Consider the following 25,613-nt stretch of genomic DNA (forward strand, 5'->3'; position numbering starts at 1 on the left):
AAGTTACATAAACCTTTTAAAACGTTCCTTACTTACTTTACATATTGGGCATATTTCCGGAGGTTCTTCTCTTGCACATAAATAGCCACAGACAATGCACCTGAATACAGGAAACTCCAGAGAAAAAACTGTTCTTCCTACATGTTCTTTTTTTGCCTGTTCACGTTCGGGGGGTGAAGGTCTCCTTTCAGGAATGGACATTAATTCTTTTTTACCCTCCAGAATATCTCCAGATACATAGAGGCCGCAGTAGCATGTGCTGTATTCATTTAAATCAGGGTCTCTGTAATCACATGGACAGATTATGTCCAGGTCTTCTTCTTTATTTCCTGATGCAAGCCTGCAGGGGCAGGCCCCATAGCCGTACCGTTTGTCATTGATTAAAATACCATTTAAAAGTTCTTTAGTAAATTCAGTATCAGGATTCAGGTGATATCCAGACGCTTCAACGTCTTTTTTCACTTTCTGGTAGAATTTATCCAGTTCCCTGTTTCCAATACTCATAGGAGCTTCTCCTTCAATTCATCCTTTTTAAATCCTACAATAACGTCTTTATTGTTAATCACTACAGTTGGGAATGAAATTTGAGAGTTCCACTTTTTAATTTCATTTATAACTTCTGATTTCTCATCACCAGTTAAAAGATCAACATAAATATACTTAAAATCAATTTGCAGTTCTTCAAGAAACATTCTGGTTTTTTTACACCATACACATGTGCTTAAAGCAAAAAGAACAACGTCTCCTTTCTTTTTTCCTTCAACATGTTCCATTTTCACCATGATCACTCCTTATTCTGGTATTAATAATTTGTAACAGGATATACTAATAACTGATTATGAAAAAATCAGAAACCTCTCCAAATAGAATTTCATCTAAAAATAACTAAAATAGACTTTATTCTATTATTTTCTCGATTATGGATCCACATCCTGGACATTCATACACTTCTAACCAGCCTGTTGGATAGCTATATTCCTCTATTTTTATTAAGCCATTATATCCGCAGTTTGGGCACAAGTCAGATGAGTATCCATCTGTTTTCTGCATGTTTAATCTGGACCTCATAAAAACCACTGTAATATTTTTTTGTATATTTTAGTATTTATTTTTTCAGTTATGGGTCTGATTTTTCATGTGAAGAATTTATTTAATAAGTCATTTTTAAAAGAGTATTTTTCATAAATATTGGGTTAAAATGACTTTTTTGGCTAAAAAATGAGAATAATTGGATAAAATAAAAATCTTGAAGAAATTTCATTGAGTTAAGGAAAAGTATATATATTATAATATTAAACATGAACATGAAATTAAAATGAATGTTATAGAATAGATCCATGGTTTCAAAATGAGATTATTACTAAAATTCAAAGGTGAGGACGACTTTTCCTATAGAAGATTCATTACAAGTACGCCTATTGTTTTATTTGAAAATAATCGGGACAATAAATATTATTCTCTCAAAAATAATGGTGATTTTTCATTTTTCCTGGAAAGAGTTAAGGAAAATGCTCTTAAAAAGTACAATGCTTATTATGGAGAGGATTATTCTGCTTTAAAATTGACTGAATAGTATGGAAATTGTTATTTTATTTTAAAAACAATTCGCATGTATTTACTGGAAAATTATCCTCCAGCAATAGTCTGGAAGATTACAACTTCGTCTTCATCTCCAACTTCTGTCTCCAATCCACCGTTGGTCCCTACATCTTCACCATTTACGAGTATCTTCATATAATCTCTTATATTTCCTTCCCTGTCAAATAGAGCATCTTTAAATTCATTTCCATATTTTTCAGTGAGAATATCCATTAAATCTGAGATATTTCCGTTGTATTCAATATTTACGGATCTTTCCCCTGCAATATCTCTAAAACGTGCTAAAAATTTAATTTCAACCATAATACATCACCACATTTAATTTTAAAAATATTTATTAATAATGATTTATTTTTATTTGAATTAACAGTTTATAATAACTTAATTTGCTCTCCAAATAACTATTGTTATAATTGTGTTATAAATTTAACTATTTGATTTTTCAAGGAAATGGTTTGCAAAAGTATTATATATTCACAGTCGTTATAATATTAATGGTGATATTAAATGATAATGACTCAGGAAATGATGGATGCAGTTGAAAAAGATAATGTTGTATTTCTTGCAACTGCAACTAAAGATGGAGTGCCTAATGTTGTTCCAATTGGATTTGCAAGGCCAGTAGATGAAAAAACAATTATGATCGTGGATAATTACATGAAAAAGACACGTGAAAATCTTGAAAGTAATCCTAAAGCAAGTTTAGTGCCAAGGGACGCTACTGCATGCCCTTACCAGTTTAAAGGTACAGTTGAAATCCATACTTCAGGTAAAGCCTTTGATGAAGCTGTAGATTGGGCAAGAAGCGTGATGAGCAAGCTTCCAGCAAAAGCAGCGATTTTACTTAAAGTGGAAGAAATTTATTCAGTTAAACCAGGCCCTGATGCTGGATCAAAAGTAGATTAATTTTTTCCAAGAGGACTTATCTTTCTTAAATTTTCCACAACACTGCTTACAGCTTCTGCAACTTTACGAGCATCATCAATGGTGTTAAAGCGTCCAAAGGTAAATCTGATGGATCCATGCGCCCTTTCAGAATCATTATTTGCTGCCATTATAACATGACTTGCTTCTAAAGTTCTGCTGAAACAGGACGAACCTGTACTTACTGCAAATCCTCTCATATCAAGATGCAGCGTGATGGATTCGCCTTCAACATATTCAAATGTAATATTAACATTTTGTGGGATTCTTTTAAACCTGTGTCCATTTAAAACTGTCTGAGGCACTTCTTCTAAAATTCTACTGATCAGGTAGTCACGAATCTTTTGAAGCCGTCTATTTTCTTTATCAGTCACTAATTCAACAGCTTTAGCAAAACCAACTGCTCCAGGGACATTTTCAACTCCTCCGCGCAGGTTGAATTCCTGAAAACCACCGTCGAGCCATTTTTTGATGGGCGTACCTTTACGGATGTAAATGCCGCCTACGCCGTTAGGGCCGTGTATGGTATGTGCTGATACAGAGATCAGATCCACATGTACTTTATTCACATCAAGGGGTACTCTTTTGAATGTATGGGTAGCATCGGTATGAAATACAACTCCTTTTTCTTTGCAAATCTTTCCAATGGTTTCAATATCCTGTATAGTTCCTATTTCTTGATTTGCATGCTGAATAGAAACTAAAATAGTTTCATCGCTGATACCATCCCTTAAAACCTCAGGATCTACAAGCCCATACTCATCAACATCAAGATACGTTACCTTAAAACCCTGATTTTCCAGAGATTTAGCACTGTTTAAAACCGGGAAGTCTTCAATTTTAGACACTATTATATGTTTACCTTTTTTATTTCCAAGGGCAAGTGCTACTCCTTTTAATGCCATATTATTTGATTCTGCACTTCCTGATGTGAAAATAAATTCGCCCGGTAATGCTCCCAGGGAACTGGCAATGCTTTCTCTGCTTTTTTCTAATGCTTCTCTTGCTTCTACACCTAAAGAATATCCAAAATCAGAAGTTGCAACAGCATAAATATCAAAAAAATAGGGCTTCATTGCTTCTAAGACCTTCTCGTCAAGTCTTGTAGCTGATGAGTTGTCAAGATAAATGTATTTACTGTTCATGAGCCTGCCACCTATATAAACAGGGTGATCTTTGAGTCTCGAGCTTCCTGTATGTAGGTACCAACTGCACCATAGTCATCAATCAGGTTCTCCTGAAGTTCTTCTTTTTTAACTCCCATTATTTCCATGGTCATTTCACAGGCTATTATTTTTCCCCCAAGCTCTTTAAAATCATTTAATAGTCTTTCAAGAGGTGCTACGTTGGCTTTTTTCATTCTATCTTTAATCATCCATCTACCTAAACCCAGAAAATTCATTTTAGACAATGGTCCTTTTTCCAATCCTCCTTTTTGCAGGCGTTGAAGTCCCCAGAAAGTGAAGTAAAGCGATGCTTCCATCCCCATGGAAAGTGCCCCGTTAGCTATAATAAGTGCGCTGTATATCTTATCCATATCTCCACTGTGGACTATAATTGTGGCTTTATCAGTCATTTTCTCACCTTATTTACGGATTTTAATTGTCCATATTCCATTTTCTTCCTGAACATCTATTAACTCCAGACCTAAAGCTTCAACAGCCATTGGAATCTCTTTTTTGGAAGCGGGATGAGTTCCAGTTACTTTGACTATATCCCCTTCTCGAGCTTTTTTTAATGCTTTTCGAACTTCTACTAAAGGTACAGGGCATGTTTCTCCCTTCACATCTACTTTTATTTCTGACATGGGATCACCATTTTAATAATATATTACATTTAAAACAAGATATATTTTTGGATATAATGTAAAAAAATTAATATGATGATTTATCTGGATATTTAAGATACAAATATCGCCCTAATCAAAAAAAAGATGTGACGATATTGGTAAAAAATTTTATTTCCTGTTAAAGGATATTTGTAATAACTTGACCCCTGAAACATCACGTAAAATTATCTGATAAATTTTTATCATCACAATTAGTTAATATCTTTTTCACTACCTTAATTAAAGCATTAACTCCAATTTGTCGAACTTTAGTGTCATCGTCATCCAGTAATGCTATTAATCTACGTAGATGTCCCTTTTCCATGGAAGTTATGGCATAAAAACTTGCTAATCTTTGTAATGAATCATTTTTACTAAATTCCAGATTCTGTAGATGAAAGTAAGAAGTTATTTCATGTTTAATTAATTTTTTATTGTGAAAACCTTTATTTTCATCTAAATATGGGGCCCTTTTATCTATCCTGAAGTTAAAAGTGTGGAACCAGCATAAAAATTTATTAAATAAGTTAGCTGGGAGAATCATCATTTGAGTATCATCAGTTTCTGGAACTGTAGAAACTTTTCTATCCTGGGAGAAAATAGAAAAACTAAATTTAGATCGGACAACATCAAACTTAATTGTATCATTTAGTTTAGATAATATGTCCTCAAATATTTCAATTATCTCTATTTTGTAAATTTCTGCAGAAATTGAATCCAGTGAATGATCTGCAAATTCACTAAAACTTTCTCTATTATGCAACATGTTTTTTAACTCTTTAATGATAAGTTTTTGAATTGACTCATCATCCATCAAGAAAAATAATTTTCCTAATGCAGATGCCCTTATATCTCCATTTTTATGAGATATAAGTATTAAAATGATCTCTAAACTCTTTTTTAATTCCTGATTTTGAGTATATTGAATTATATTGCTGAAGATTTCTTTTAACTCTTTAAGGTCGTGTTTATATGGATAATTCTCGTATATATCATTTTCAGTGCTGTTAGAATACTTTATAGCTTCATTTATGAGCATAAATATTTTCATAAGCGATTTTAACCACATAACAATTTTCCCCAACACTTAGTTATTTGTAGTATAATATTATTATTAAGTATAATTTTATTATTACTGGTTATTAAACATTATGATACCAAACTGGACTGTATATCAATTTGAATGATGCTCCAGGATATACCGGTGAATCAGAAAAAAGGTGCGTTAGCTTGCAAAATTTTCAATTTTTGATTCGCAAACACCACGTGTTTACTGACCCAAAAACAGATTTTAGGGAGTTTTAAAAATTTTTATTATGAAGTTGAAAAGTGCTATGCAACATTTATATACTATTAATTTATAATGATTATACATGAGAAATGGAGGTACATTATGATCGAAATTCGCTTTCATGGACGTGGAGGACAGGGTGTAGTCACCGCTGCTGAGATTTTAGCAAAAGCTGCATTTGAAGATGGAAAATATTGCCAGGCGTTTCCGTTCTTCGGAGCTGAGCGGAAAGGTGCCCCTATCGTGGCGTTTTCAAGAATAGACAACAAACCAATAAGAAGAAGATATCAAATTTATAACCCTGATTATGTTATCGTATTAGATGATACTCTTTTAAAAGCTGTAGATGTATTATCTGGGCTTAAGGAAGGTGGAAAAGTAATTGTAAATACACAAAAAGATGTAGATCTTGGAGATAACATAGATTCTTATAATATTGACGCCACTGGAATTGCACTTGACATTTTAGGAGTTCCAATAGTAAATACCGTTATGTTAGGAGCATTTGCAAGTGCAACCGGTGAAGTTACACTTGATTCCATTGTAAAGATAACTAAAGAAACTTTCCCTGGAAAAATAGGTGAAAAGAATGCTGAAGCTGCAAAAATAGCATTTGAGGAAATTAAAAAATCTCCTGGAAAAATAGGTGAAAAGAGTGCTGAAGCTGCAAAAATAGCATCTGAACAAATTAACAAATAAAGGTGATTTTATGACAGCCATAATCGGAACTGTTCGAGAACCTGGAAGCAGTACTAAAAACAAAACAGGCAGTTGGAGAGTATTTAAACCAATTTTAGATGAAGAAAAGTGTATAAATTGTGAAAATTGTTTCTTATTCTGTCCAGAAGGATGTGTAAATAAGGATAATGAAATTGATTACGATTACTGTAAAGGATGTGGGATTTGTGCCCAGGAATGTCCTGTAAAAGCTATTAAAATGGAGAGAGACTAATGCTTAAAGTTATTTCAGCAAACAGAGCTATTTCAGAAGCTGCTAGACTTGCAAAGCCCAAAGTTGTACCGGTTTACCCCATAACTCCTCAGACCTCTATCTCTGAATATCTGGCGCAATTTGTTGCAGATGGAGATCTTGATGCAAAATATATAAAAGCAGAATCAGAGCACAGTGCAATAAGTGCAGCTGTAGGTGCGTCCAGCACTGGTGTCAGGACCTTTACTGCAACAGCATCACAGGGATTAGCATTAATGCATGAGATTTTATTTACTGCAGCCGGTTTAAGAAATCCAATAGTAATGGGAAATGCAAACAGAGCATTATCAGCACCAATAAACATATGGAATGACCAGCAAGATTCAATTTCGCAGAGAGATACCGGATGGCTTCAGTTTTATGCTGAAAATGCCCAAGAAGCACTTGATTTTGTATTACAGGCTTACAAAATTTCTGAAAATAAAAATGTCCTGCTCCCATCAATGATCTGTATAGACGGTTTCATACTTACGCACACTGTTGAGCCAGTGGACATTCCTTCACAGGAGGAAGTTGACAGTTTCTTACCAGAATACAAACCAGAACACGCCTATCTTGATCCTAAAGATCCAATGTCACTTGGAACATTTGCAGACCCCAACTACTACATGGAAGCAAGATACGGCGTTCAGGTAGCAATGGAAAAGTCCAAAAACATAATAAAAACTGTTAACAAGGAATTTAAGGAAAAATTCGGTAGAAAGCATGGTTTTGTTGAAGAATACATGTGCGAAGACGCCGAAATAATCATTGTGGCCATGGGATCCATCTGTGGTACAATAAAATCAGTTATAGATAATTTGAGAGAAGAAGGTCAAAAAGTAGGGCTCCTTAAGGTAATAGTCTTCAGACCCTTCCCTAAAGATGAAATATACAGATCAGTTAAAAATGCCGATAAAATCGCGGTGTTGGATAAAAACATATCCTTTGATGTCGGAGGCGTTTTATACAACGAAATAAAAGCTAAAATGGACGTCGATACAAGAGGATTTATTATAGGTCTTGGAGGGCGTGATGTATCTCCTGATGACATTAAAAACATAGTAAACATAACCAAAAATTCAACCAGAGACGATAAGATTAACTGGATCGGACTTAAAGAGGAGGAAATATAAATGGAAGTACCTGGAAAAGAATTACTCGCCCCTGGACACAGAGGATGTGCTGGATGCGGTGCTCCTGTAGGCGTAAGACTTGCACTTAAAGTACTCGGTGAAAACACCGTAGCAGTAACTCCAACCAGCTGTTTAGAGGTAATTACCACCCCTTACCCTGAAACTTCATGGAAAGTTCCATGGATTCACGTAGCCTTTGAAAATGCTGCTGCAGTCGCTTCTGGAGTTGAAAAGGCTCTTAAATCCCAGGGAAAAGATGATGTTAATGTAGTTGTCTTTGCTGGAGACGGTGGAACTGCAGATATAGGTTTTCAATCATTGTCTGGAGCAATGGAAAGAGGAGATAACATAATTTATATTTGCTATGATAATGAAGCCTATATGAACACAGGAGTTCAAAGAAGCGGAGCAACACCCTACGGTGCATCAACAACCACATCACCATCAGGAAAGATGAGTTTTGGTGAAGATAAGCCCAAGAAAAACATGCCAATGATAATTGCAGCTCACGGCGTGCCATACGTTGCAACTGCATCTATTTCATATCCTGAAGATTTCATGAAAAAAGTCAAAAAAGCATCAGAAGTGGAAGGATCTACTTATATTCACCTGCATCAACCATGTACCGCTGGATGGGGTTATGATCCATCGAAAACAATAGAAATTGGAAGATTAGCTGTTGATACAGGCGCATGGATTCTCTATGAAATTGTTGAGGGTGACTTTAAAGTAACATACAGACCAATTCAAAGAAAACCTGTAAATGAATACTTAAATGCTCAAAAACGGTTTAAGCACCTTGCGGATGAGGAAAAAGAAATGATTCAAAATTATGTTAATCAGGTCTGTGCAGAACTTAAAATATAGGGGGTATAATCTTGGAAAAGATACTAATTCAACCAGAGATTTGCGATGGATGCATGGACTGTGAAGAAGCCTGTGCAAAGCTTTACGGCGCATCAAGAATCATGGTAAGAGAAGTCGAAGGTGCTTACTACCCTATTATTTGTCAGCAGTGCGAAGATGCTCCATGTAAGAGAATATGCCCAACCGAAGCAATTGATGATAAATCAGTGGACTCTGATAGATGCATCGGCTGCTCCCTGTGCATGCTTATCTGTCCTTTTGGTTCGGTTGTAATGCACGAGCGGAAGGCGCAAAAGTGCAGCCAGTGTCCTGGTATCGACACACCTGCCTGTATTAAGGCCTGTTCTAAACGTGCAATTTCTATTGTAGACACTGAAAAAATGAAGCAGGAGAAGCAGGCTAAACACATTGAAAATATTGCAGGCATTGGCAAAAAGCCAAAAAAGAAAAGTGGACTTGTCACTGTTTTAACACATGGTTCAAGAGCAGAAGCTGCTCTTAAATAGGAGGCAGAAAATGAAAGAGTTAGTTTCACGGCCGGAACTTTGCGAGGAATGCTTTAAATGTGAAAGAATATGTCCTCAAAATGCAATAAGAGTTATTCATGGCGTTTCAATTCACTGCTTGCACTGTGCACCAGATAGAGCCCCATGCCTGAATATTTGTCCTGAAGAGGCTATTGAAGAAGTTGACGGGGCAATCATTATTAATGAAGATGTTTGTATAGGTTGCAGCCTTTGCAAAGATGCATGTCCTATTGGAGCAATCTACATGGATGAAGAAGGCGTTGCCAAAAAATGTAACCTCTGTATTGGTGAAGATACTCCTCGCTGTGTTCTTACATGTCCAACAGGAAGTTTATGTGTAGATTCAGAGGAAATGCTATCTGATAAGCGCGAAAAAGTAGCTAAAGAACTTGAAAGGCTTAAAGTGATCATGAAATACTGATTAAGCCTTTCTTTTATTTTTATATTTTAAGAAATTTTATTTTGTCATTCAATTTTTGCTATTTTCCTGTTTAAAAAGAAATTTATATAATATTTATCCAAAGATCAATTCAGGATGAATTATCATGATTACTCAAAATACAATAGAAGATACTATTTTCAATTTATTCAAAGAAGCTGTTATTAAGCTTCCAGATGATGTTAAAAAAGCACTTCAGGATGCATATAAAAATGAAGATCACAGGCTTGCACGTCTAAACCTTAAAGCTATACTTGATAATATTGAAGCTGCCGAAAAACTTGGAGTTCCAATGTGTCAGGATACTGGTATCCCCATTGTTTTTGTAAAACTCGGGCATGTTGAGGTTGAAAACCTCATGGATGGAATAAAAAAGGGGGTTGCAAGAGCCACTCGAAAAGTTCCACTTAGACCAAATGTTGTAAATCCAGTAACCAGAATAAATACAGGGGATAACACCGGTAATTTAATGCCACAGGTTGATATTGAGCTTGTAGATGATGAAATTCTTCAATTAACTGCTTTTCCTAAAGGAATTGGCTCTGAAAATAATAATGCACTTAAAATGGCGTTACCTGGTGAGGGAATTGAAGGCATTAAAAAATTTGTTCTGGACACGGTCATCGCTTCTGGAGGAAAACCATGCCCTCCAATTGTTGTTGGTGTTGGAATTGGGGGATCTTCAGATTTAGCCATGAAGCTTGCAAAAAAAGCACTCTTAAGTAAAATTGGAGAAAGAAATCCTGATAAAATTCTTGCTCATCTTGAAGAAGAAATCCTGGATGAGATAAACCAGACAGGAATAGGTCCAATGGGCCTTGGAGGTAAAACCACTGCTCTTGATGTTAAAATCCTAACAGCAGACACTCATACTGCAGGATTACCTATTGGCGTTTGTATTCAATGCTGGGCTGCAAGGCAGGCCACTGCTACTTTAAAACCTTAACTATTTATTTGATTTAAATTGCAAAATAAAAAAGGATTATTTACTGTTTTTATCCAGTTTTTTCAAATTATAAAATGTTTCAGATTTGATTAGCCCCTGATTTTCCAGATCATCCATTAAATGTTGAATTACAATATACTCTTGACCAGTGTAATCAGCCAGATCTCTAAGAGAAACATTTTGTTTTCTATTTAAATAATCAAGCGTATTAAACATTAATTCATTTTTTAACTCTTGATTTTTCCACTTCTTATCCATTTTATCACTCCCATTCCTATTAAAAATTGACGGAAGTATTTGATTCATATTTTGTGTTTTATTTTACACTTGATGTGTATGTCTTATCTAATATATAATTTTATGGGTAAATCTCCCTCATTTTAATGAACCCCACCTATAATATAACAATTGTTATATTTCTATATAAATATTTCCATTCTGATTTAAATAATTAAAAAAATAGCAAAATTTGAATGTATCTTGTAATTTCTTCACTAAGAGTGAATTACTGTTAAAAATCTACAATCCTGGTTTTTCACAGGTTATCATGAATATGGCCCGATCTCCAATACTCACTGCACGGTCTGCAGTTCTTTCAAGAAATCTTGCAACAAATAAAAGATGTACTAAATAAGATATTGAATCCTTGTCCTGGAACATGCTCTGTGTAATATCATCCAGTACCTGATCAAATAAATTGTCCACATTGTCATCATCCTGCCTTAGTTCCCTTGCCATGTTCATATTCTGATCCAAAAATGAATAAAGCCCTTTACTTACCATCATTTGAACTATATTGGACATATGAATAAGGTCTTCTCTTGGCCTTTCAGGAATTTCCTGGCCTTTTACATTTAAAGCAGCCTCAGCAATGTTTACCGAGAGATCAACCATTCTCTTTAAATGACTCCCCACCTTGATACATGCTTCAATAAACCTTAAATCTTTAGCCACAGGCTGTTCTGATGCTATTATGCTCATACATCTTCTTTCTAAGTCAAACTTCATTATCTCTATCTTTTCGCCGGCTTCGTTTACATATTTCAGTTTTTCTTCGTTAAAATCTATTAAAGCTTCCATTGCACACTTTTGTGCTTTAATGGTCAGCTGCCCCATTTCTTCTACTTCTTCTTTTAATTCCCTTAACCTTTTTCTAAATCGAACTCTTGGATACCTTTTCATTTTTTATCATCTGCCTTTGTAATCATTTATAAGACTTTCTAAATCATTTTCCGATGGTTCACTGATTCTATACTTCGATAATAACTCTTCACGAGAATCAGTACTTTTCATCCCTATTTTGTCCCAAAACATGTTAACACTGAGGGGTAATGACAATTTACATTCTTCATTTAGTTCTAAAATTGTGGTAAACAATTTTTCAGGAGATTCATAAATTTCTATTATTGATCCAGTCTTAATTTTAATTTTCTCCATTGCATCATTTTCGTATAGTTCATTTAATGTTCCAGCATCCAGGTGCCATGCTCCCACTACCAGAGTATCATTTATAAAGAGTATGGATTCATAATCATCGTTTAAAATTCGTATATAACCTAATGAAGGAATATTTTCCTTTTTAAATTTCTCCCCATACACTTTTTCTTCAGGATCATCTGATGGAAGCCACATTCATTCAACATCCGTAGTTACATAAACTTTTTATTTCATTAAGATATTATAAAACACTTTATGATGCATAACGCGTTTACCAATAATTGAATATGCTATTCTATCATCCATCCCCATTATATGGTGGCCAGTACTTAGAAGATTTCTCCCTATAAGTATTGAATGCATGGATGCAGCTGATGATTTATCTTCATCATACTTAGAAAACATTTGATTATAGAAATCCTGCAGCGAAACAAAATTTTTGGTAGAACGCTTTAGAAGTTGAACATCTTCACTTAAAAGAGAGCCAACACCATCTTTTAGCATGTTTTGAACTGTCTGGGACATGAAAGTAAGATGAGGAGGCTTGTAGAAATTTTTGTCTTTTTGGGAAGAATCAATGGAATATCTGGATGTGTAGGCTGCAAGAATGTTTATTCTCTCAAGTTCTGTTGCTGTCCTTAAAATCGCTGCTCCATACCTTAGATCGCGAGCAACAGGCTGCTGAAGTCCAAGGATTTTTAAGCATTCATATTCAATATTTTCACTTTCTCTGTTAATTTCACTGGTATTTTCAATTATTTCCATTGCTAAGTTAACATCTTCATTAACAAAGCTTTCCGTAGACTTTTTTATCCTATCAGCAGTCCTGTTACTGTAATCTAAGAGACTGGAACTAATCTTCCTTAATTTATTCTCTAAAATCGTTCCAAACATTACTCCACCTTTTGCGTTTATTATCCAAATCTACCAGTAATGTAATCTTCAGTACGTTTATCTTCAGGTTCCATAAACACTCTATCAGTAAGCCCACTTTCTACAATTTCGCCATTTAAGAAGAATGCTGTGTACTTAGAAACTCTTGTAGCTTGCTGCATGTTGTGTGTAACAATAATTATGGTATATTCCTTCTTTAATTTATGAATTAAATCCTCTATTTTAGTTGTTGATATTGGGTCCAGTGCAGAACATGGTTCATCCATCAATATCACTTCAGGATTTACAGCTATAGTTCTTGCAATACATAATCTCTGCTGCTGACCCCCAGAAAGGCCCATTGCAGACATATCCAGCTTATCTTTAACTTCATCCCATAATGCAGCAGCTTTTAAACTTTCTTCAACCCGATCTCTAAGTATATTTCTATCATTCATTCCGTGTATTGTTAAACCATATGCTACATTATCAAATATGGATTTAGGGAAAGGGTTAGGCTTTTGAAAAACCATACCTACTCTTTTTCTTAATTCCACAACATCAAATTTAGAGTTATATATATCCTCATCATCAAGTGTTACTGTTCCATTTAGCTTAAACGTGTCAATCAAATCATTCATCCGGTTTAAAGTTCGTATAAATGTTGATTTTCCACATCCCGAAGGTCCGATTAGAGCTGTAACTGTTTTTTCGGGAATTTTAATATTTACATCTTTTAGAATATGAGCTTCGTCAAAATATACATTTAAATCATTTGATTCCATTTTATATTCCATTCTATCGCCCCATCATTTTTCTAACCTGTTTTTCAACCATCATATTAGTAACAATGGTTATTATAAGTATTATAATAACAAGGACTGCTGCAGTTCCAAAAGCATTTTCCAGAGATATACCTTCAGTTGCCAGTATATAAAGGTGCAAAGGTAATGGTCTTGCAGGGTCAAAAATTGATACAGGAATGCTTGTTGCTGCACCTACAGTATATAAAATTGCTGCAGTTTCTGCAATAGCTCTTGCCATTCCCAGAATTACTCCAGTAGTAATTCCTGGAATTGCAGCAGGTAACACAACCCTGTATACTGTCTGCCATTTGGTAGCTCCCAGTGCAAAGCTTCCCTCTCTATAAGACCTGGGAACTGCCTCAATAAAAACTTCAGATGTACGCATTATTGTTGGAAGTGCCATGAGGGCTACTGTAAGCCCTCCTGACAACACACTCCATCCAAAACCAAGGAAGACAACAAAAAATGCCAGACCAAAGAGGCCGAATACTATTGATGGAATAGATGCAAGTGTTTCAGCACCAAATCTTATGGCTTTAACTATTCTATTTTCACCACTTGCATATTCTGCTAAATAAACCGCAGCTCCAACACCCAATGGAGTTGCAACGAGCACAGCAACGAGAGTTAAATAAATTGTTGAAACTATCATGGGGAATATTCCCCCACCCCTACCCGAATTGAGGGGTTTACTAAACAGAAATTCCAGAGTTATAACTGGTAACCCTCTTACAATTATATAACCAACAACAACCAGCAATATAAGAATTGCAAGAATTCCTGCCCCCCAGAATACTCCTTTCATTATCTTTTGAGCATTTTTTGGTGATATAAGTTTAAAATTTACATTTAATTTCTTCCGTGGAACTTTTTTAATACCTTCTATTTTTGATGACATTATAAGTAGCCTCCACCAATAATAACTCTCTTTTTATAATGAATATAATTTGTTATAGCCAGAAGAGCTACTGTCAAAAAGAACAGGATTATACCTGTTGCAAAAAGGGCACTGTAATGAATTCCTGTTGCATAACCCATTTCAAGTGCTATATTAGCTGTTAAAGCCCTTGCTGGATCAAAGATTGAAGTTGGGACAAGTGTAACATTTCCTGCAACCATAATTACTGCCATAGTTTCCCCAATTGCCCGCGCTAATCCCAGAATAGTTCCAGTTATAATTCCAGGTAGTGCCGCAGGGAAAAGAACATTTTTAATAGTCTGCCAGTGAGTTGCCCCCAGTGCAAAGGATGCTTCTTTATATTCCAGGGGAACGGATTTTATAGCATCTTCTGATATGCTGGTTATTGTTGGAAGAATCATGACAGTTAAAACTATGGATGCTGTAAGAATACTGAATCCTGTACCCCCAAACTGTTCTCTCATAAGTGGAACAAGGATTATAATTCCAAAAAACCCATATACCACAGAGGGGATACCTGCTAAAGCCTCCAATGTAGGCTTCAAAATCCTTCTTATTCTGTGAGGTGCAATTTCAGCTGAAAATATAGCACAACATAGAGATAGGGGAACTGCCATGAGTAAAGATAGCCCTGTTATGTACAGAGACCCTATTATCATAGGTAAAGTACCGTAAAAACCTCTTAAAGGTGACCATTCAGTTCCAAACATAAAGTTAAAAAATCCCACCTCGTTAATTGCAGGAAGACCTTCTCCAAAAACAAAAGCAATTATAAAAAGAATTATGATACTTGATGATATTGCGGCTATAAATAATGATCTTTCCACGAAAATTTCTTCCAGTTTTTTATGCATTTGAACACCTCACTATATGAAAATCTTGATTATCTGTAAAATTAATGCCTTTATTTTTAATATATAGTTTTCCTTTAAATTCCCATTTAAAATCAAATAACTGAATGATAATTTGTAATTTGGAAAATGTGATATAGAACAAATCCTTGCTTTATATGAACTGATCTATTCTAAGATTATTGTTAAGACTAACTTCATAATATCGATTACAAACTTTTGAATTAAAAATTCACCAAAAAATTGGGGTTAGTGGTTTAAAACCACTTATTTTACAGGTACTACCTTTTCACTTTTCACTACTTCCTGTCCTTCAGGGCTTAACACCCAGTCGATGAACGCTTTAACAGCGCCTGTTGGTTCACCTTTGGTTAAGAACAAAAATGGTCTCTGTACTTTGTAAGTACCATCTAATACTGTTTGTTCTGATGGTTCTACACCACCGATCTTTAAAGCTTTGACATCTGGACTCATATGGGCCAGGGATACATATCCTATTGCATTTGGATCCTGGGCTACAGCTTGTTTTGCAGCTTCAGATGAACCCTGTACTATAGCACCGCCTTTAATTTTTGTTTCTTTACCCATTATGATATCTTCAAATGCTCCTCTTGTACCGGAACCTTCTTCTCTGGTTACAACATTGATTGTTTTATCAGGTCCACCTACTTCTTTCCAGTTTGTGATCTTACCTGAAAATATGTCCTTAACCTGGTCGTCAGTCAGGTCACTTACAGTGTTTTTAGTGTTTACTACAATGACAATTCCATCCTTTCCAATAAGGAATTCGCTCAGTCCTGCTTTTTCATCATCTTTAAGTTCCTTAGAACTTGTACCGATGTCTGCTGTACCATCCTGAGCACTCTTAATACCTACACTTGAACCTCCACCCGCTACGTTGATCTTTACATTAGGGTTCTTTTGACTATACGCTTCAGCTAACTTTTCTGCTACCGGTTGCACAGATGTTGAACCTGCTACCTGTATTGTTTGTTGTTGGCCACCTGTACCTCCTGCAAGTACGAGGTAAGCTCCAGCTATTACTATTATGGCCACTATTATTCCAATTATATATTTTGAATCCATGTGTTTCACCTCATCAATACTTGATCAACAATACTTGATCAAATACCAGTATTTAAATATTCCTATTTGTGTATAAGTTTACACAATAAGTGAACATAGAAGGTGAACAAATCGCTTACAATGCGCTATTGTTCACTAAAAATGAACATAATTGTACTAAAAGCGATAAATTTAAATATAATCTCTGTAATATAGATGTCTATTATGATAACCGAGGAAGCATTAAAAGATATATTTAAGCCACGTAATTTGAAGTGGAAAACTTCAATTACCAGGGTAGAGCCTAATAGGCTAACCACAAGAGGTTATTTACAGGAAGACCTGATTGAAAATATATCTTTTTCAGAAATGATACATCTGCTCATAAAAGGAAAACTGCCATCTAAAAGGGAGGCAAAAATGTTAGGGGCAGTTTTAGTGTCATTCTGTGACCATGGTGTGACGCCCCCGAGTACGCAGGCTGCAAGACTAATGGCATCAGCTGGATCTCCTCTGCATGCATGTATTGCAGGAGGGCTCCTTGCATTTGGAAAAAACCATGCTGGAGCCATCGAAAAGGCTATGAAAATATTCCAGGAAGGAATTAAATTATCTAAAGACAATGTAAATGAGATCGCTGAGCAAATTGTAAGTTATTTTCTAAACAACAATAAAAAAATATCTGGCTTTGGCCATAGATATCACAATGAAGACCCACGTGCACCCAAATTAATGGAGCTTTCAAGAAAGTATGACTGCTTCCGGGAACACTCTAAACTTGCAGTTGCAATCGAAAACATACTTCATGATAAAAAAGGAATAAAAATGAACATCGACGGCGCAAATGGAGCAATATTATCAGATATGGGTTTTGACTGGAGTGTTGGAAGCGGCATATTTATGATAGGCCGCCTTCCAGGGATTTTAAGTCATGTAACTGAAGAAAAAACAAGGGAACCTGCTTTCAGGAAGTTCTTTGAAATAGAAGAAATCTATTACGACGGAAAAGTTGGCAAAAGCATTTAATTTATTCTGAACTCATTTTTCTTTATCTAATCTATGAGTCCTCATTTTGGAAGTTTAAATGTTTAAAATAAATGAAATGCTCAGATTGTCCGGTTGCTGGGTGTTGAACACTCTATGAAGGACGCTGTTTAGAATCCACTCCTGAAGTGCCTTAAAAAATATATATAATGAGTTACATAACTCCCTGTAAGAAATCTGCAGAAAAACAGTTTTCACATCATGGATTTTGATGGTGGAAATTAATTGAAAGGAGATTATCATGAAAGAAGAAGCTTATTATCGGGCAAGAAAAAGGGTAGAAGAATTAAGAGACTTTTATGGACACTTAATTGCTTATATTGCAGTAAACGTGTCCCTCGCAGTTGTTAATTTTTTTACAACTCCAGGTTTCTGGTGGTTTCTGTTTATAACGTTCTTCTGGGGGATAGGACTTGTTGCACATGGTTTATCTGTTTTCCTGGAACGAGGCATATTCTCCAAAGAATGGGAAGAACGAAAAATAAAAGAATACATGGAAAAAGAAGAATAATGCAGTAAATCAATACCTGCTTTATTTTAATTATTTTTTCATATATTGATTTTTCCTTCTGAAACGTTCTGGAGTGGTGGTTCTTGGTATATTTTCATGGTATTCTCTCGAAATACCGATAATTTCAATGGAAATATCGCCAATTCTCTCAAATGATTTTACAACCCGGGACAGCGAAAGATAATAGGTGGAACGCTCAGTATCTTCAAATGATGCTTCTGCCATTTGAGTTGCTATACAATTTAAAGCTTTTTTTTGAAGTACGTGGATTTTTTCTTCGTAATTTATCACCTTATCTTTTAAATCGAGCCTTTCATTCAAAAATACTTCCATAGAATAATTTACCATCTTTTTAGATGTTTCATACATCTCCTGTATATATTTAAACGTTTCAGGATCAATTTCATAGGATTCTTTAAGCGCAAAATTTGCAAACTGGCAGGAATGATCCCCAATACGCTCTAAATCATATGCAACCTCGCTGAAAGCGCTGCTTTTACTGAATTCAGGAGTAGGGTTCATAGCTATGGCCATATCCACCGATGTTCTTATTTTTTCGTGCATATTATTGGTTATATAATCCATTTTTAAAGCTTCATTAGCTATTTCATCATCATATGATGAAAGAGCATTAAAAGATGTTTCCAGCTGGTTGTAAACATGCTTGGCCATTCCCTTAAGCAGTTCTACAATTTTTAATGTTGCATGCTCTACTGGAACTTTTTCTTCCCCGTAAACTTCTAAAAACTCGTCAAACTTTTTGGATTCAATTACATACGCCCTCTTTACAATTCCCTTACTTATCATGGGCTGGAGTAATTTAGTGACATATCTACGGGTTATTCCCAATCTTTCTGCTATTTCATCCTGTGTTGAAGGATTTTCATAGCGTATTACGTCTAATATTGCTTTTAATGTAATGTTCTTTGTTTTTGTCATGATATCCTGCTGCCTTTTTCAACTTCATCACGATTAATTACCACTGATTCTTGAATCACTGATAAAATAACGTATAATAATGCTGTTAAAACTCCCAGAGAGATTATAAAACCAAATTCTACAAAAATAGGAGCATATAAATCCACGAGGGATAAGTTTGCATCCAGTAATCCTTTTAATAGCACAACTACACCTGCTGATAGTGTTATGTAGCTGTATGACCTTTTTATATTCTCTGATATCAATAATGGGTATGTCCCCATGAGAATAAGTCCAATTCCAATTAATCTAAACAGGTTCCAATCAGTTGCATTTTCCAGAAAATAGAATATTTGCTCTGATTTCCAGTATACGGCAGATAATATGTAGATGATTTCAATTGCCATAATAATTATCAGGGGAATTATGTAAACTACCCTTGCTTCAATTTTCTTTATTTTCACACTCTCAAGGGGTTCTTTTATAAAATGAGACAGGAACTGGTAGAGCATTGCTCCTAAAACTGCCCCCAGTACTGTTCCACCTATTCCAATTTTCGAGGTTGTAAATGCAGCAATTCCAGATATTACACCGGCCATTATCACATCTAACATTTTTGACATCTTATCACACTTAAAAGTACTCTTATAAAGTTCTAAAACCTGAAAAATTACTTTTTAGGATTTTAAATCCTTAAATCTAATAAATACCCTTTTTTAATCATCATAATTCATTGCATCCTGTTCTTTGAACAGATCATGCATTATTTTATCCAATGAATAGTTAGCAGACTCTCTTTTTTTCTATAAAGTTTCATCTGAATATAGATAGACTTAACCACCAATATATACTTTTAGTCTATCTTTTTTCCTGAAAAGTCTACAATATATTAAAAGTTAGAATAAAATGAATCCAGTTAGTTAATATTTAAAAGAAAAATTGGAAAAGCCCCAGGGGGGATTCGAACCCCCGACCTATGCCTTACCAAGGCATCGCTCTACCGGCTAAGCCACTGGGGCAAATGTAGGAATATTATACTGTTATTAATGAAAAATGAAATTATCATATAGATTTTTCGTCTGCAACACAATATAATTACATATTTTGGATATACTTAAAGTGCAGGGGATGGGATTCGAACCCACGAAGGCCTACGCCAGAGGATCTTAAGTCCACCCCCTTTGGCCGCTCGGGCACCCCTGCATAACTTAAAGGTTATTTGATGTCCTATATTAAGTTAACGGTTATAATTTATAGTTTAACTGAAATATCCTAAAATTAGATTAAACATTCATAAGAACCCGTAAATCTACAGGTACATTATTGTTAGAAATAATCTATTATTTAAGCTTTTTCTAAATTAAATTAAACTATAATAAGGTCCTATTCTTGATTTTAAGAATACAAACTTTTAAAGCCTTTATAATCATTTATATACCTACTAAATTTATATATATTTCAAAAGCATTATATATAATTTAATACTTTTCCTTATTTGCAGGATCTGGTGAGAGTAATGAAATTTCAAAGTGAAAAATGCGGTTTTTGTGGTACATGCGTGGGAGTGTGCCCTACTGGTTCACTGGAGATTGTAGAACGTGCTGCTACTTTAAATCATACTAAGTGCGATGATTGCGGGAGATGTGAAATAGTATGCCCCTTAGGTGCTTTTAAAGGGGGTAAAACATGAAATATGATGTTGTTGTTGTAGGCGGGCGTGTTGCTGGTTCAGTTTCGTCACTTTTTGCTTCTAAAAATGACCTTAATGTGTTAATGATTGAAAAAAGACAGGAAATTGGAGTTCCGCTTCAATGTGCTGAGGCGACAACTGAAAAGACTTTTGAAACCATTGGCATAAAGCCATCTCCAGACTATATAAGAACTGAAATATATGGTGCAGACATACATTCTCCAGACGGCACCAGTTTTCGAATGGAAGGAGATAATGAAAAGGGTTTTATCTTAGATAGGAAGATCTTTGATAAGAGTCTTGCTGCAGAATCAGCCGATGCAGGTACTGATATTATGGTTAAAACAAATGTAAATGACCTTATTATCAGAAACGGCAAAGTAAGTGGAGTTATTGCTAAGCAGCTTGGTAAAAGCATGGAAATAAAAGCTGATCTGGTTATTGCTGCAGATGGAATAGAATCAAATGTAGCGCGGATGGCAGGTTTAAATTCACTGTGGGGAGTTAACGACCTGTGTTCATGTGTACAATACAAAATGACTGGTGTTCCCACGGATCCTAATTATATGCAGTTCTATTTTGGTAATGAATTAGCCCCTGGGGGTTATGTATGGATTTTTCCAAATGATGAAAGGGTTACAAGTATTGGTATAGGGATTAGAAACTCTAAAAAAACTGCCTATGAATATTTAAACAATTTTATATCAAAATTCAATGGTAAAATCATTGAAATCAATGTGGGAGGGGTTCCTGTATCTGGAAACATTAAAAAAACGTACACCGACGGATTAATAGTTGTTGGGGACGCAGCAGGTCATGTTAATCCCATAACAGGAGGAGGAATTGATTTAGCAACAATTTGTGCAAAAATAGCAGGTCAGGTTGCTGCAGAAGCTATTAATAGTAACGATACGTCCTCAAAGTTCTTAAAAAAATATGAAAACCTGTGGAAAAACAAGATCGGTGAGCTGATAAAACGTTCACTTAAGTACAGAAAAGTTTTCGATAAACTGAGCGATAAAGAATTAAATGCACTTTCAAAGTTCATGAAAGGAAGAGATCTTGATAACATAACAGTTAAATCTCTATTTGTACTTGCAAAAGAGTCTCCAGGCCTTTTTAGATTATTGAAAGATGTTATTTAGTGCCCATATTCTTTAGTAAGTACTATTAAATTAAATTATAATCTGCAGGCAGGTATACTACATGCCAGTAAGTGGAATTAAGCCAGATATAGATAAAATGGAACGAAACAGTGATGTTGAAGGTCTAATAAAATTGATTAATTACAGAGACTGCATCACCCGAAAAGAAGCTGTCGTTGCCCTTAAAAAAATAGCGGATAAAAGAGCTCTTTTTCCACTTATCCATGCACTTAAATATGAAAAATGGCATGATAAATACGCAGTTATGGCTTCAGTAAGAGAAAATGCTGCAGAAGCCCTGGGCTTATTAAGAGATAAAAGAGCAGTAAAACCACTTATCGAGGCCCTAAAAACTGATAAAGATGAAGATGTGAGATGGAAATCAGCATGGGCTCTGGGAAACATTGGAGATAAAAATGCAGTTAAACCACTTATTTATGCATTAAGTGATGATCGCTGGTCTGTTAGAAGATTTGCCGCTTCAGCTTTGGGTAAAATAGGTGATAGAAAGTCTGTAGGGAGTTTGATCAGCGCTTTAAATGATGAAGACTGGCATGTTCGAAAATATGCTGCTCTTGCACTGGGCAAAACTGGAGATGAAAGAGCAATTAAACCTCTTGTTAATGCTTTAAGTGATCCTGACAGTGATGTCAGGTGGAAAGCCATAGTTGCTCTTGGAAAAATGAAAAATGCTGCAGTTGAACCCCTTATTAAAGCTTTTAATAGTGATGATTGGAGGATTCGAGGAAGGGCCGCAGAAGCACTGGGAAACATCGGTGATTTAAGGGCACTGGAGCCCTTGATCAATGCACTTACTGGCAAAAACAAAGATGGAAATAAATATGTAAGGGGAAGAGCAGCAGAAGCGCTTGGTAAAATTGGAGATGAAATGGCAGTTGAACCTTTGATTGCTGCTATGGAAGACCCTTACATTTACGTTAGAATTAAAGCAGAAGAAGCTTTAAATAAGATTGATTCTGCCCGGTGGGTTAAAGAATTTGATGACGGCCAAATTTCATTCAAACACTCAAGCACCTGGAAAATTATACCGCTTTACAACAAGCGAAAAATAGTAAAAGGACATTCTGCAAGGGGGATTACATTTTCAATTAATAAAAACACGGATTTAGGTGATTTAACAGCAAAAGAATTTAGAGACATAATTAAAGATGTTTTTGTGATTCAAAATAACGACATTATTTTTGAAACTGAGTATACAGTAGACAGTGTTGATGTTTACATTATAACTGGAGAAAATACAAGTTTCAAACCAGTGACCAGAATCATGATCGCTGCATTTAAAATAGAAGACTATCTATACTATCTATGGTTTGCTGGGGGAGAGGAAGCTTTCGAAGAAGAGCAGGAAGATATGGAACTGATAATTGAGAGCTTTCAAATTCTTTGAATTTGATGCCTCGAAAACCTACAGTTTTCGACGGCTTTAGAGTGTATATTTACAGTTGATTTCATTAACCTTTTAAATTTCAGTAATTTGATCTGGGGGAAGTTTATTACAGATAAAGTTATAATTTCAACATATAATCGCAAAAAACTTTATTTTGCGGTTGCGGTTAAAGATAAAAAGATAATAAAAACTATTTTACCAAAATCAAGTGAAAAAGAAACCCTGAATGAAATTTCAAGGGAATTTAACTCTTATATTTTATCTGACGAATACAGATCATTTGCAGAAGATATCTGTAACATTTATTATGGTAAACATGTTTCCTTTGGAAATGAAGCTATAAACCTGGATTTAAATGAATTTCAAAAAAGAGTGCTCCTTGAAGTAATGAAAATACCCTATGGAAAAGTTAAAACTTACAAACAGATTTCAAAAGCCATAGATTCAAAAGCATACCGGGCTGTAGGGACAGCAATAGGTAAAAACCCATTACCCTTAATTATTCCATGTCATAGGGTCGTAAGATCCGATTTAAAGGTCGGCGGATTTTTAGGCGGTCCTGAAATGAAAAAAGAGATATTGAAAAATGAGGGAATCTGTATTGTTAATGACAGAGTGAACATAGTTTAGTTTTAAAAGTGAGAATGTATTGAATCTAATTTAAACTTCAAACAACTATTTATGGATTAAAACCATGGATATTTCATCACTATTTCCAGTAACTAAATGGGCTAGATCTTATAATAAAAACTGGCTTAAGTCAGATATTATTGCTGGAATTACTGTTGGTGCTTTTACCATTCCCGTAGCCATGGCTTTTGTTTCTTTAGCAGATCTGCCTCCTGAAATCGGTTTATACTCATCCATGGTCTCTTTACTGGTTTATACAATTTTTGGAACGTCCCGGCACTTATCCGTGGGTCCCACCTCTACCCTTTCTATTTTAGTTGGTTCCACACTCGGTCCTTTGATGATTGTAAATATAAGCCAGTATTTCATGATGGTGTCCCTTGTAGCGGTCATAGTAGGTATTTTGGCACTCATATCATGGGCTTTAAGATTGGGGTTCATAATTAAATTCATCTCCAGAACAGTTTTAACCGGTTTTTTAGCAGGAATAGCATTATTCATTGCATCAGGGCAGCTTCCTAAACTATTTGGAATATATGATGCTTCAGGAAATTTTTTCGAACGCCTATATTACCTTTTTACCAATATTTACCAGGCAAACCTGGCTACCACTGCCATTGGTGTGGGAGGAATTATTTTTTTGTTTTTAGCCACCAGAAAATTCCCTAAACTACCCAATACATTATTTCTGGTTTTAGGATCAATTGTGATTATAACTTTTACTGATCTTGCTTCTTCAGGCGTTAGGATAGTAGGTTCAGTCCCTCAGGGATTGCCCAGTCTTGTAATTCCTGATCCTGTCTTAATAGATGTTAATGTCCTGGTTACATTAGCTGTAACTGTATTCCTTGTAAGTTACATAGAAGGATATTTATTTGCTGCAGAATATGCTGCAAAAAACAGGTATAAAATTGATAAAACCCAGGAACTATTAGCTTTAGGTGCATCTAATGTTGTTACAGGCCTTTTTCAGGGTTTACCCATTGGTGGGGCACCAACAAGAACTGCTGTGAATTATGAAAGTGGGGCTAAAACGCCGTTAGCTGGAGGAATATCAGGATTAGTTATTTTACTAATTCTTATTTTCTTTACAGGAATCTTATATAACTTACCGGAGACAATACTATCTGCTATCGTGCTATTTGCTATAAAAAGACTGGTAGACATCCCCCATTTTCGAAAAATCTATAATTTCAGCAGGATGGAATTTAGCATTGCCATTATTACACTTCTATCTGTACTGTTTTTTGGTGCAATGGAAGGAATTGTAATTGGAGTTACATTATCAGTCCTGGGATTACTCAAAAACCTGTATAATCCTCATGTAACCATATTAGGGCGCATTCCAGGTACTATACAATATTTCGATATTAAACATCGCCCAGAAGGTGAAATAGTCCCCCATACACTTATTGTAAGGGTTGATGGATCCCAGATATTTCTAAATACAGAAAGCATAAAAGATACCATTATACATCTTGTAGATGAACAATATAAAGACACTAAGCTATTTGTTTTAGATTTTGAGGCCACATCTTTCATTGATTACTCCGGGATTGAAATGCTGGAAGAACTAACTGATGAACTGAAACGTCGGGGCATTAAAATTAAAGCAGCTAATATGTACGGATCGCTTAGAGATTCTATTAGAAAAACCAGACTGGAAAAAGAAATAGTTGAAAGTGAATTTTGTTTAACCATTGATCAATGCATTAAAAGATGGGAATTAGAAAAAAAAGATAAATAAGAAAGTTTTAAAGAAATTTCTAACAGGAACTACTACAATTCA

The 25,613-nt window shown here is 35.1% G+C and carries 34 protein-coding genes and 2 tRNA genes; 16 read left to right on the top strand and 20 right to left on the bottom strand.

Annotated features, from left to right (window positions below; genetic code table 11):
* Positions 1-3: 3 nt before the first annotated feature.
* The 3 genes from PQ963_00965 to PQ963_00975 form a co-directional block, all read right to left on the bottom strand.
* Positions 4-504 carry a ferredoxin-thioredoxin reductase catalytic domain-containing protein gene (locus tag PQ963_00965; GenBank protein MEN4028242.1) on the bottom strand — a complete coding sequence of 167 codons (501 nt, stop codon included), beginning with the start codon at positions 502-504 and terminating at the stop codon, positions 4-6.
* Positions 501-782, bottom strand: a complete 282-nt coding sequence (locus PQ963_00970) for a glutaredoxin family protein (GenBank protein ID MEN4028243.1) — start codon at positions 780-782, stop codon at positions 501-503. Before PQ963_00970 ends, PQ963_00965 begins: the two co-directional genes overlap by 4 nt.
* A gap of 115 nt (positions 783-897) precedes the next feature.
* Positions 898-1,068: a hypothetical protein gene (locus PQ963_00975; protein MEN4028244.1), complete on the bottom strand. Its 171-nt coding sequence runs from the start codon at positions 1,066-1,068 to the stop codon at positions 898-900.
* Positions 1,069-1,348: 280 nt separating this feature from the next.
* Here PQ963_00975 and PQ963_00980 point away from each other — a divergent pair, with 280 nt between their 5' ends.
* Entirely contained in the window at positions 1,349-1,573 is a 225-nt protein-coding gene (locus PQ963_00980) for a CRISPR-associated endoribonuclease Cas6 (protein MEN4028245.1), read from the top strand.
* Between the two features lie 53 nt (positions 1,574-1,626).
* Here PQ963_00980 and PQ963_00985 read toward each other — a convergent pair whose 3' ends face one another.
* Positions 1,627-1,902, bottom strand: a complete 276-nt coding sequence (locus PQ963_00985; GenBank protein ID MEN4028246.1) for a ubiquitin-like small modifier protein 1 — start codon at positions 1,900-1,902, stop codon at positions 1,627-1,629.
* 204 nt (positions 1,903-2,106) lie between these two features.
* Between PQ963_00985 and PQ963_00990 the strand changes: the two genes are divergently transcribed.
* Positions 2,107-2,505 (top strand): pyridoxamine 5'-phosphate oxidase family protein, encoded by a 399-nt coding sequence (locus PQ963_00990; protein MEN4028247.1) that lies wholly within the window; start codon positions 2,107-2,109, stop codon positions 2,503-2,505.
* Here PQ963_00990 and PQ963_00995 read toward each other — a convergent pair.
* From PQ963_00995 to PQ963_01010, 4 genes are all read right to left on the bottom strand, one after another.
* Positions 2,502-3,668: a cysteine desulfurase family protein gene (locus PQ963_00995; GenBank protein MEN4028248.1), complete on the bottom strand. Its 1,167-nt coding sequence runs from the start codon at positions 3,666-3,668 to the stop codon at positions 2,502-2,504. The genes PQ963_00990 and PQ963_00995 overlap by 4 nt on opposite strands.
* An 11-nt stretch (positions 3,669-3,679) precedes the next feature.
* Positions 3,680-4,099, bottom strand: coding sequence for a DsrE/DsrF/DrsH-like family protein (locus PQ963_01000; GenBank protein ID MEN4028249.1), 420 nt, complete (start codon positions 4,097-4,099; stop codon positions 3,680-3,682).
* A gap of 9 nt (positions 4,100-4,108) precedes the next feature.
* The gene (locus PQ963_01005) at positions 4,109-4,330 is read right to left on the bottom strand and encodes a sulfurtransferase TusA family protein (protein MEN4028250.1); all 222 of its coding nucleotides are present in this window, start codon (positions 4,328-4,330) and stop codon (positions 4,109-4,111) included.
* Positions 4,331-4,526: 196 nt separating this feature from the next.
* Complete coding sequence (locus PQ963_01010; protein ID MEN4028251.1) at positions 4,527-5,402, bottom strand: hypothetical protein; 876 nt, start codon at positions 5,400-5,402, stop codon at positions 4,527-4,529.
* A 342-nt stretch (positions 5,403-5,744) separates the two neighbouring features.
* Between PQ963_01010 and porC the strand changes: the two genes are divergently transcribed.
* From porC to PQ963_01045, 7 genes are all read left to right on the top strand, one after another.
* A complete protein-coding gene (gene porC / locus PQ963_01015) occupies positions 5,745-6,341 on the top strand; it encodes a pyruvate synthase subunit PorC (GenBank protein ID MEN4028252.1) in 597 nt (198 codons plus the stop codon).
* A gap of 10 nt (positions 6,342-6,351) precedes the next feature.
* Positions 6,352-6,594: a pyruvate synthase subunit PorD gene (gene porD, locus PQ963_01020; GenBank protein ID MEN4028253.1), complete on the top strand. Its 243-nt coding sequence runs from the start codon at positions 6,352-6,354 to the stop codon at positions 6,592-6,594.
* On the top strand, positions 6,594-7,748 hold the full coding sequence (porA, locus tag PQ963_01025; GenBank protein ID MEN4028254.1) for a pyruvate synthase subunit PorA: 1,155 nt from the start codon (positions 6,594-6,596) through the stop codon (positions 7,746-7,748). Before porD ends, porA begins: the two co-directional genes overlap by 1 nt.
* On the top strand, positions 7,749-8,615 hold the full coding sequence (gene porB, locus PQ963_01030) for a pyruvate synthase subunit PorB (protein ID MEN4028255.1): 867 nt from the start codon (positions 7,749-7,751) through the stop codon (positions 8,613-8,615).
* Between the two features lie 11 nt (positions 8,616-8,626).
* On the top strand, positions 8,627-9,121 hold the full coding sequence (locus tag PQ963_01035; protein MEN4028256.1) for a 4Fe-4S dicluster domain-containing protein: 495 nt from the start codon (positions 8,627-8,629) through the stop codon (positions 9,119-9,121).
* A gap of 10 nt (positions 9,122-9,131) precedes the next feature.
* Positions 9,132-9,563 (top strand): 4Fe-4S binding protein, encoded by a 432-nt coding sequence (locus PQ963_01040; protein ID MEN4028257.1) that lies wholly within the window; start codon positions 9,132-9,134, stop codon positions 9,561-9,563.
* Positions 9,564-9,687: 124 nt separating this feature from the next.
* A complete protein-coding gene (locus PQ963_01045; GenBank protein MEN4028258.1) occupies positions 9,688-10,527 on the top strand; it encodes a fumarate hydratase in 840 nt (279 codons plus the stop codon).
* A 36-nt stretch (positions 10,528-10,563) separates the two neighbouring features.
* Here the strand turns inward: PQ963_01045 and PQ963_01050 are convergent, their stop codons facing one another.
* The 8 genes from PQ963_01050 to PQ963_01085 form a co-directional block, all read right to left on the bottom strand.
* Positions 10,564-10,785: a hypothetical protein gene (locus tag PQ963_01050; GenBank protein MEN4028259.1), complete on the bottom strand. Its 222-nt coding sequence runs from the start codon at positions 10,783-10,785 to the stop codon at positions 10,564-10,566.
* Positions 10,786-11,046: 261 nt separating this feature from the next.
* Positions 11,047-11,709 (bottom strand): phosphate signaling complex protein PhoU, encoded by a 663-nt coding sequence (phoU, locus tag PQ963_01055; GenBank protein MEN4028260.1) that lies wholly within the window; start codon positions 11,707-11,709, stop codon positions 11,047-11,049.
* A 6-nt stretch (positions 11,710-11,715) separates the two neighbouring features.
* Positions 11,716-12,159 carry a DUF2226 domain-containing protein gene (locus tag PQ963_01060; protein MEN4028261.1) on the bottom strand — a complete coding sequence of 148 codons (444 nt, stop codon included), beginning with the start codon at positions 12,157-12,159 and terminating at the stop codon, positions 11,716-11,718.
* A gap of 30 nt (positions 12,160-12,189) precedes the next feature.
* Positions 12,190-12,858 (bottom strand): phosphate uptake regulator PhoU, encoded by a 669-nt coding sequence (locus PQ963_01065; GenBank protein MEN4028262.1) that lies wholly within the window; start codon positions 12,856-12,858, stop codon positions 12,190-12,192.
* Between the two features lie 20 nt (positions 12,859-12,878).
* Positions 12,879-13,634, bottom strand: a complete 756-nt coding sequence (gene pstB / locus PQ963_01070; protein ID MEN4028263.1) for a phosphate ABC transporter ATP-binding protein PstB — start codon at positions 13,632-13,634, stop codon at positions 12,879-12,881.
* A gap of 1 nt (position 13,635) precedes the next feature.
* Positions 13,636-14,448 carry a phosphate ABC transporter permease PstA gene (gene pstA / locus PQ963_01075; GenBank protein ID MEN4028264.1) on the bottom strand — a complete coding sequence of 271 codons (813 nt, stop codon included), beginning with the start codon at positions 14,446-14,448 and terminating at the stop codon, positions 13,636-13,638.
* A 92-nt stretch (positions 14,449-14,540) separates the two neighbouring features.
* Positions 14,541-15,416 carry a phosphate ABC transporter permease subunit PstC gene (pstC, locus tag PQ963_01080; protein MEN4028265.1) on the bottom strand — a complete coding sequence of 292 codons (876 nt, stop codon included), beginning with the start codon at positions 15,414-15,416 and terminating at the stop codon, positions 14,541-14,543.
* 264 nt (positions 15,417-15,680) lie between these two features.
* Entirely contained in the window at positions 15,681-16,499 is an 819-nt protein-coding gene (locus PQ963_01085; GenBank protein ID MEN4028266.1) for a phosphate ABC transporter substrate-binding protein, read from the bottom strand.
* A 204-nt stretch (positions 16,500-16,703) separates the two neighbouring features.
* Here PQ963_01085 and PQ963_01090 point away from each other — a divergent pair, with 204 nt between their 5' ends.
* Positions 16,704-17,504, top strand: a complete 801-nt coding sequence (locus PQ963_01090) for a citryl-CoA lyase (protein ID MEN4028267.1) — start codon at positions 16,704-16,706, stop codon at positions 17,502-17,504.
* A gap of 259 nt (positions 17,505-17,763) precedes the next feature.
* Positions 17,764-18,033 carry a 2TM domain-containing protein gene (locus PQ963_01095; GenBank protein MEN4028268.1) on the top strand — a complete coding sequence of 90 codons (270 nt, stop codon included), beginning with the start codon at positions 17,764-17,766 and terminating at the stop codon, positions 18,031-18,033.
* Between the two features lie 30 nt (positions 18,034-18,063).
* Here the strand turns inward: PQ963_01095 and PQ963_01100 are convergent, their stop codons facing one another.
* The 4 genes from PQ963_01100 to PQ963_01115 all read right to left on the bottom strand — a co-directional run bounded on the left by PQ963_01100 (position 18,064) and on the right by PQ963_01115 (position 20,154).
* The gene (locus PQ963_01100) at positions 18,064-18,972 is read right to left on the bottom strand and encodes a PhoU domain-containing protein (protein ID MEN4028269.1); all 909 of its coding nucleotides are present in this window, start codon (positions 18,970-18,972) and stop codon (positions 18,064-18,066) included.
* A complete protein-coding gene (locus tag PQ963_01105; protein MEN4028270.1) occupies positions 18,969-19,565 on the bottom strand; it encodes a hypothetical protein in 597 nt (198 codons plus the stop codon). The genes PQ963_01100 and PQ963_01105 overlap by 4 nt, the downstream gene beginning before the upstream one ends.
* 332 nt (positions 19,566-19,897) lie before the next feature.
* Positions 19,898-19,970, bottom strand: a tRNA-Thr gene (locus tag PQ963_01110).
* Between the two features lie 101 nt (positions 19,971-20,071).
* Positions 20,072-20,154 (bottom strand) — tRNA-Leu (locus tag PQ963_01115).
* 313 nt (positions 20,155-20,467) lie between these two features.
* On the opposite strand from PQ963_01115, the gene PQ963_01120 reads away from it, so the two are divergent.
* The 5 genes from PQ963_01120 (at position 20,468) to PQ963_01140 (ending at position 25,571) form a co-directional block, all read left to right on the top strand.
* Positions 20,468-20,641 (top strand): 4Fe-4S binding protein, encoded by a 174-nt coding sequence (locus PQ963_01120; protein ID MEN4028271.1) that lies wholly within the window; start codon positions 20,468-20,470, stop codon positions 20,639-20,641.
* The gene (locus PQ963_01125) at positions 20,638-21,786 is read left to right on the top strand and encodes an NAD(P)/FAD-dependent oxidoreductase (GenBank protein ID MEN4028272.1); all 1,149 of its coding nucleotides are present in this window, start codon (positions 20,638-20,640) and stop codon (positions 21,784-21,786) included. The genes PQ963_01120 and PQ963_01125 overlap by 4 nt, the downstream gene beginning before the upstream one ends.
* A gap of 61 nt (positions 21,787-21,847) precedes the next feature.
* On the top strand, positions 21,848-23,194 hold the full coding sequence (locus PQ963_01130; GenBank protein MEN4028273.1) for a HEAT repeat domain-containing protein: 1,347 nt from the start codon (positions 21,848-21,850) through the stop codon (positions 23,192-23,194).
* Positions 23,195-23,281: 87 nt separating this feature from the next.
* A complete protein-coding gene (locus PQ963_01135) occupies positions 23,282-23,824 on the top strand; it encodes a methylated-DNA--[protein]-cysteine S-methyltransferase (protein ID MEN4028274.1) in 543 nt (180 codons plus the stop codon).
* Positions 23,825-23,888: 64 nt separating this feature from the next.
* Positions 23,889-25,571, top strand: a complete 1,683-nt coding sequence (locus tag PQ963_01140; protein MEN4028275.1) for a SulP family inorganic anion transporter — start codon at positions 23,889-23,891, stop codon at positions 25,569-25,571.
* Positions 25,572-25,613 lie beyond the last annotated feature (42 nt).

Origin of the sequence: Methanobacterium sp., assembly GCA_039666455.1 — an archaeon.
Taxonomy (GTDB): domain Archaea; phylum Methanobacteriota; class Methanobacteria; order Methanobacteriales; family Methanobacteriaceae; genus Methanobacterium_D.

Bases quoted from the DNA above. Each gene is read 5' to 3' on its own strand.
- PQ963_00965 (MEN4028242.1), bottom strand. From the start codon at position 504: ATGAGTATTGGAAACAGGGAACTGGATAAATTCTACCAGAAAGTGAAA.
- PQ963_00970 (MEN4028243.1), bottom strand. From the start codon at position 782: ATGGTGAAAATGGAACATGTTGAAGGAAAAAAGAAAGGAGACGTTGTT.
- PQ963_00975 (MEN4028244.1), bottom strand. From the start codon at position 1,068: ATGAGGTCCAGATTAAACATGCAGAAAACAGATGGATACTCATCTGAC.
- PQ963_00980 (MEN4028245.1), top strand. From the start codon at position 1,349: ATGAGATTATTACTAAAATTCAAAGGTGAGGACGACTTTTCCTATAGA.
- PQ963_00985 (MEN4028246.1), bottom strand. From the start codon at position 1,902: ATGGTTGAAATTAAATTTTTAGCACGTTTTAGAGATATTGCAGGGGAA.
- PQ963_00990 (MEN4028247.1), top strand. From the start codon at position 2,107: ATGATAATGACTCAGGAAATGATGGATGCAGTTGAAAAAGATAATGTT.
- PQ963_00995 (MEN4028248.1), bottom strand. From the start codon at position 3,668: ATGAACAGTAAATACATTTATCTTGACAACTCATCAGCTACAAGACTT.
- PQ963_01000 (MEN4028249.1), bottom strand. From the start codon at position 4,099: ATGACTGATAAAGCCACAATTATAGTCCACAGTGGAGATATGGATAAG.
- PQ963_01005 (MEN4028250.1), bottom strand. From the start codon at position 4,330: ATGTCAGAAATAAAAGTAGATGTGAAGGGAGAAACATGCCCTGTACCT.
- PQ963_01010 (MEN4028251.1), bottom strand. From the start codon at position 5,402: ATGAAAATATTTATGCTCATAAATGAAGCTATAAAGTATTCTAACAGC.
- porC (MEN4028252.1), top strand. From the start codon at position 5,745: ATGATCGAAATTCGCTTTCATGGACGTGGAGGACAGGGTGTAGTCACC.
- porD (MEN4028253.1), top strand. From the start codon at position 6,352: ATGACAGCCATAATCGGAACTGTTCGAGAACCTGGAAGCAGTACTAAA.
- porA (MEN4028254.1), top strand. From the start codon at position 6,594: ATGCTTAAAGTTATTTCAGCAAACAGAGCTATTTCAGAAGCTGCTAGA.
- porB (MEN4028255.1), top strand. From the start codon at position 7,749: ATGGAAGTACCTGGAAAAGAATTACTCGCCCCTGGACACAGAGGATGT.
- PQ963_01040 (MEN4028257.1), top strand. From the start codon at position 9,132: ATGAAAGAGTTAGTTTCACGGCCGGAACTTTGCGAGGAATGCTTTAAA.
- PQ963_01045 (MEN4028258.1), top strand. From the start codon at position 9,688: ATGATTACTCAAAATACAATAGAAGATACTATTTTCAATTTATTCAAA.
- PQ963_01050 (MEN4028259.1), bottom strand. From the start codon at position 10,785: ATGGATAAGAAGTGGAAAAATCAAGAGTTAAAAAATGAATTAATGTTT.
- phoU (MEN4028260.1), bottom strand. From the start codon at position 11,709: ATGAAAAGGTATCCAAGAGTTCGATTTAGAAAAAGGTTAAGGGAATTA.
- PQ963_01060 (MEN4028261.1), bottom strand. From the start codon at position 12,159: ATGTGGCTTCCATCAGATGATCCTGAAGAAAAAGTGTATGGGGAGAAA.
- PQ963_01065 (MEN4028262.1), bottom strand. From the start codon at position 12,858: ATGTTTGGAACGATTTTAGAGAATAAATTAAGGAAGATTAGTTCCAGT.
- pstB (MEN4028263.1), bottom strand. From the start codon at position 13,634: ATGGAATATAAAATGGAATCAAATGATTTAAATGTATATTTTGACGAA.
- pstA (MEN4028264.1), bottom strand. From the start codon at position 14,448: ATGAAAGGAGTATTCTGGGGGGCAGGAATTCTTGCAATTCTTATATTG.
- pstC (MEN4028265.1), bottom strand. From the start codon at position 15,416: ATGCATAAAAAACTGGAAGAAATTTTCGTGGAAAGATCATTATTTATA.
- PQ963_01085 (MEN4028266.1), bottom strand. From the start codon at position 16,499: ATGGATTCAAAATATATAATTGGAATAATAGTGGCCATAATAGTAATA.
- PQ963_01090 (MEN4028267.1), top strand. From the start codon at position 16,704: ATGATAACCGAGGAAGCATTAAAAGATATATTTAAGCCACGTAATTTG.
- PQ963_01095 (MEN4028268.1), top strand. From the start codon at position 17,764: ATGAAAGAAGAAGCTTATTATCGGGCAAGAAAAAGGGTAGAAGAATTA.
- PQ963_01100 (MEN4028269.1), bottom strand. From the start codon at position 18,972: ATGACAAAAACAAAGAACATTACATTAAAAGCAATATTAGACGTAATA.
- PQ963_01105 (MEN4028270.1), bottom strand. From the start codon at position 19,565: ATGTTAGATGTGATAATGGCCGGTGTAATATCTGGAATTGCTGCATTT.
- PQ963_01120 (MEN4028271.1), top strand. From the start codon at position 20,468: ATGAAATTTCAAAGTGAAAAATGCGGTTTTTGTGGTACATGCGTGGGA.
- PQ963_01125 (MEN4028272.1), top strand. From the start codon at position 20,638: ATGAAATATGATGTTGTTGTTGTAGGCGGGCGTGTTGCTGGTTCAGTT.
- PQ963_01130 (MEN4028273.1), top strand. From the start codon at position 21,848: ATGCCAGTAAGTGGAATTAAGCCAGATATAGATAAAATGGAACGAAAC.
- PQ963_01140 (MEN4028275.1), top strand. From the start codon at position 23,889: ATGGATATTTCATCACTATTTCCAGTAACTAAATGGGCTAGATCTTAT.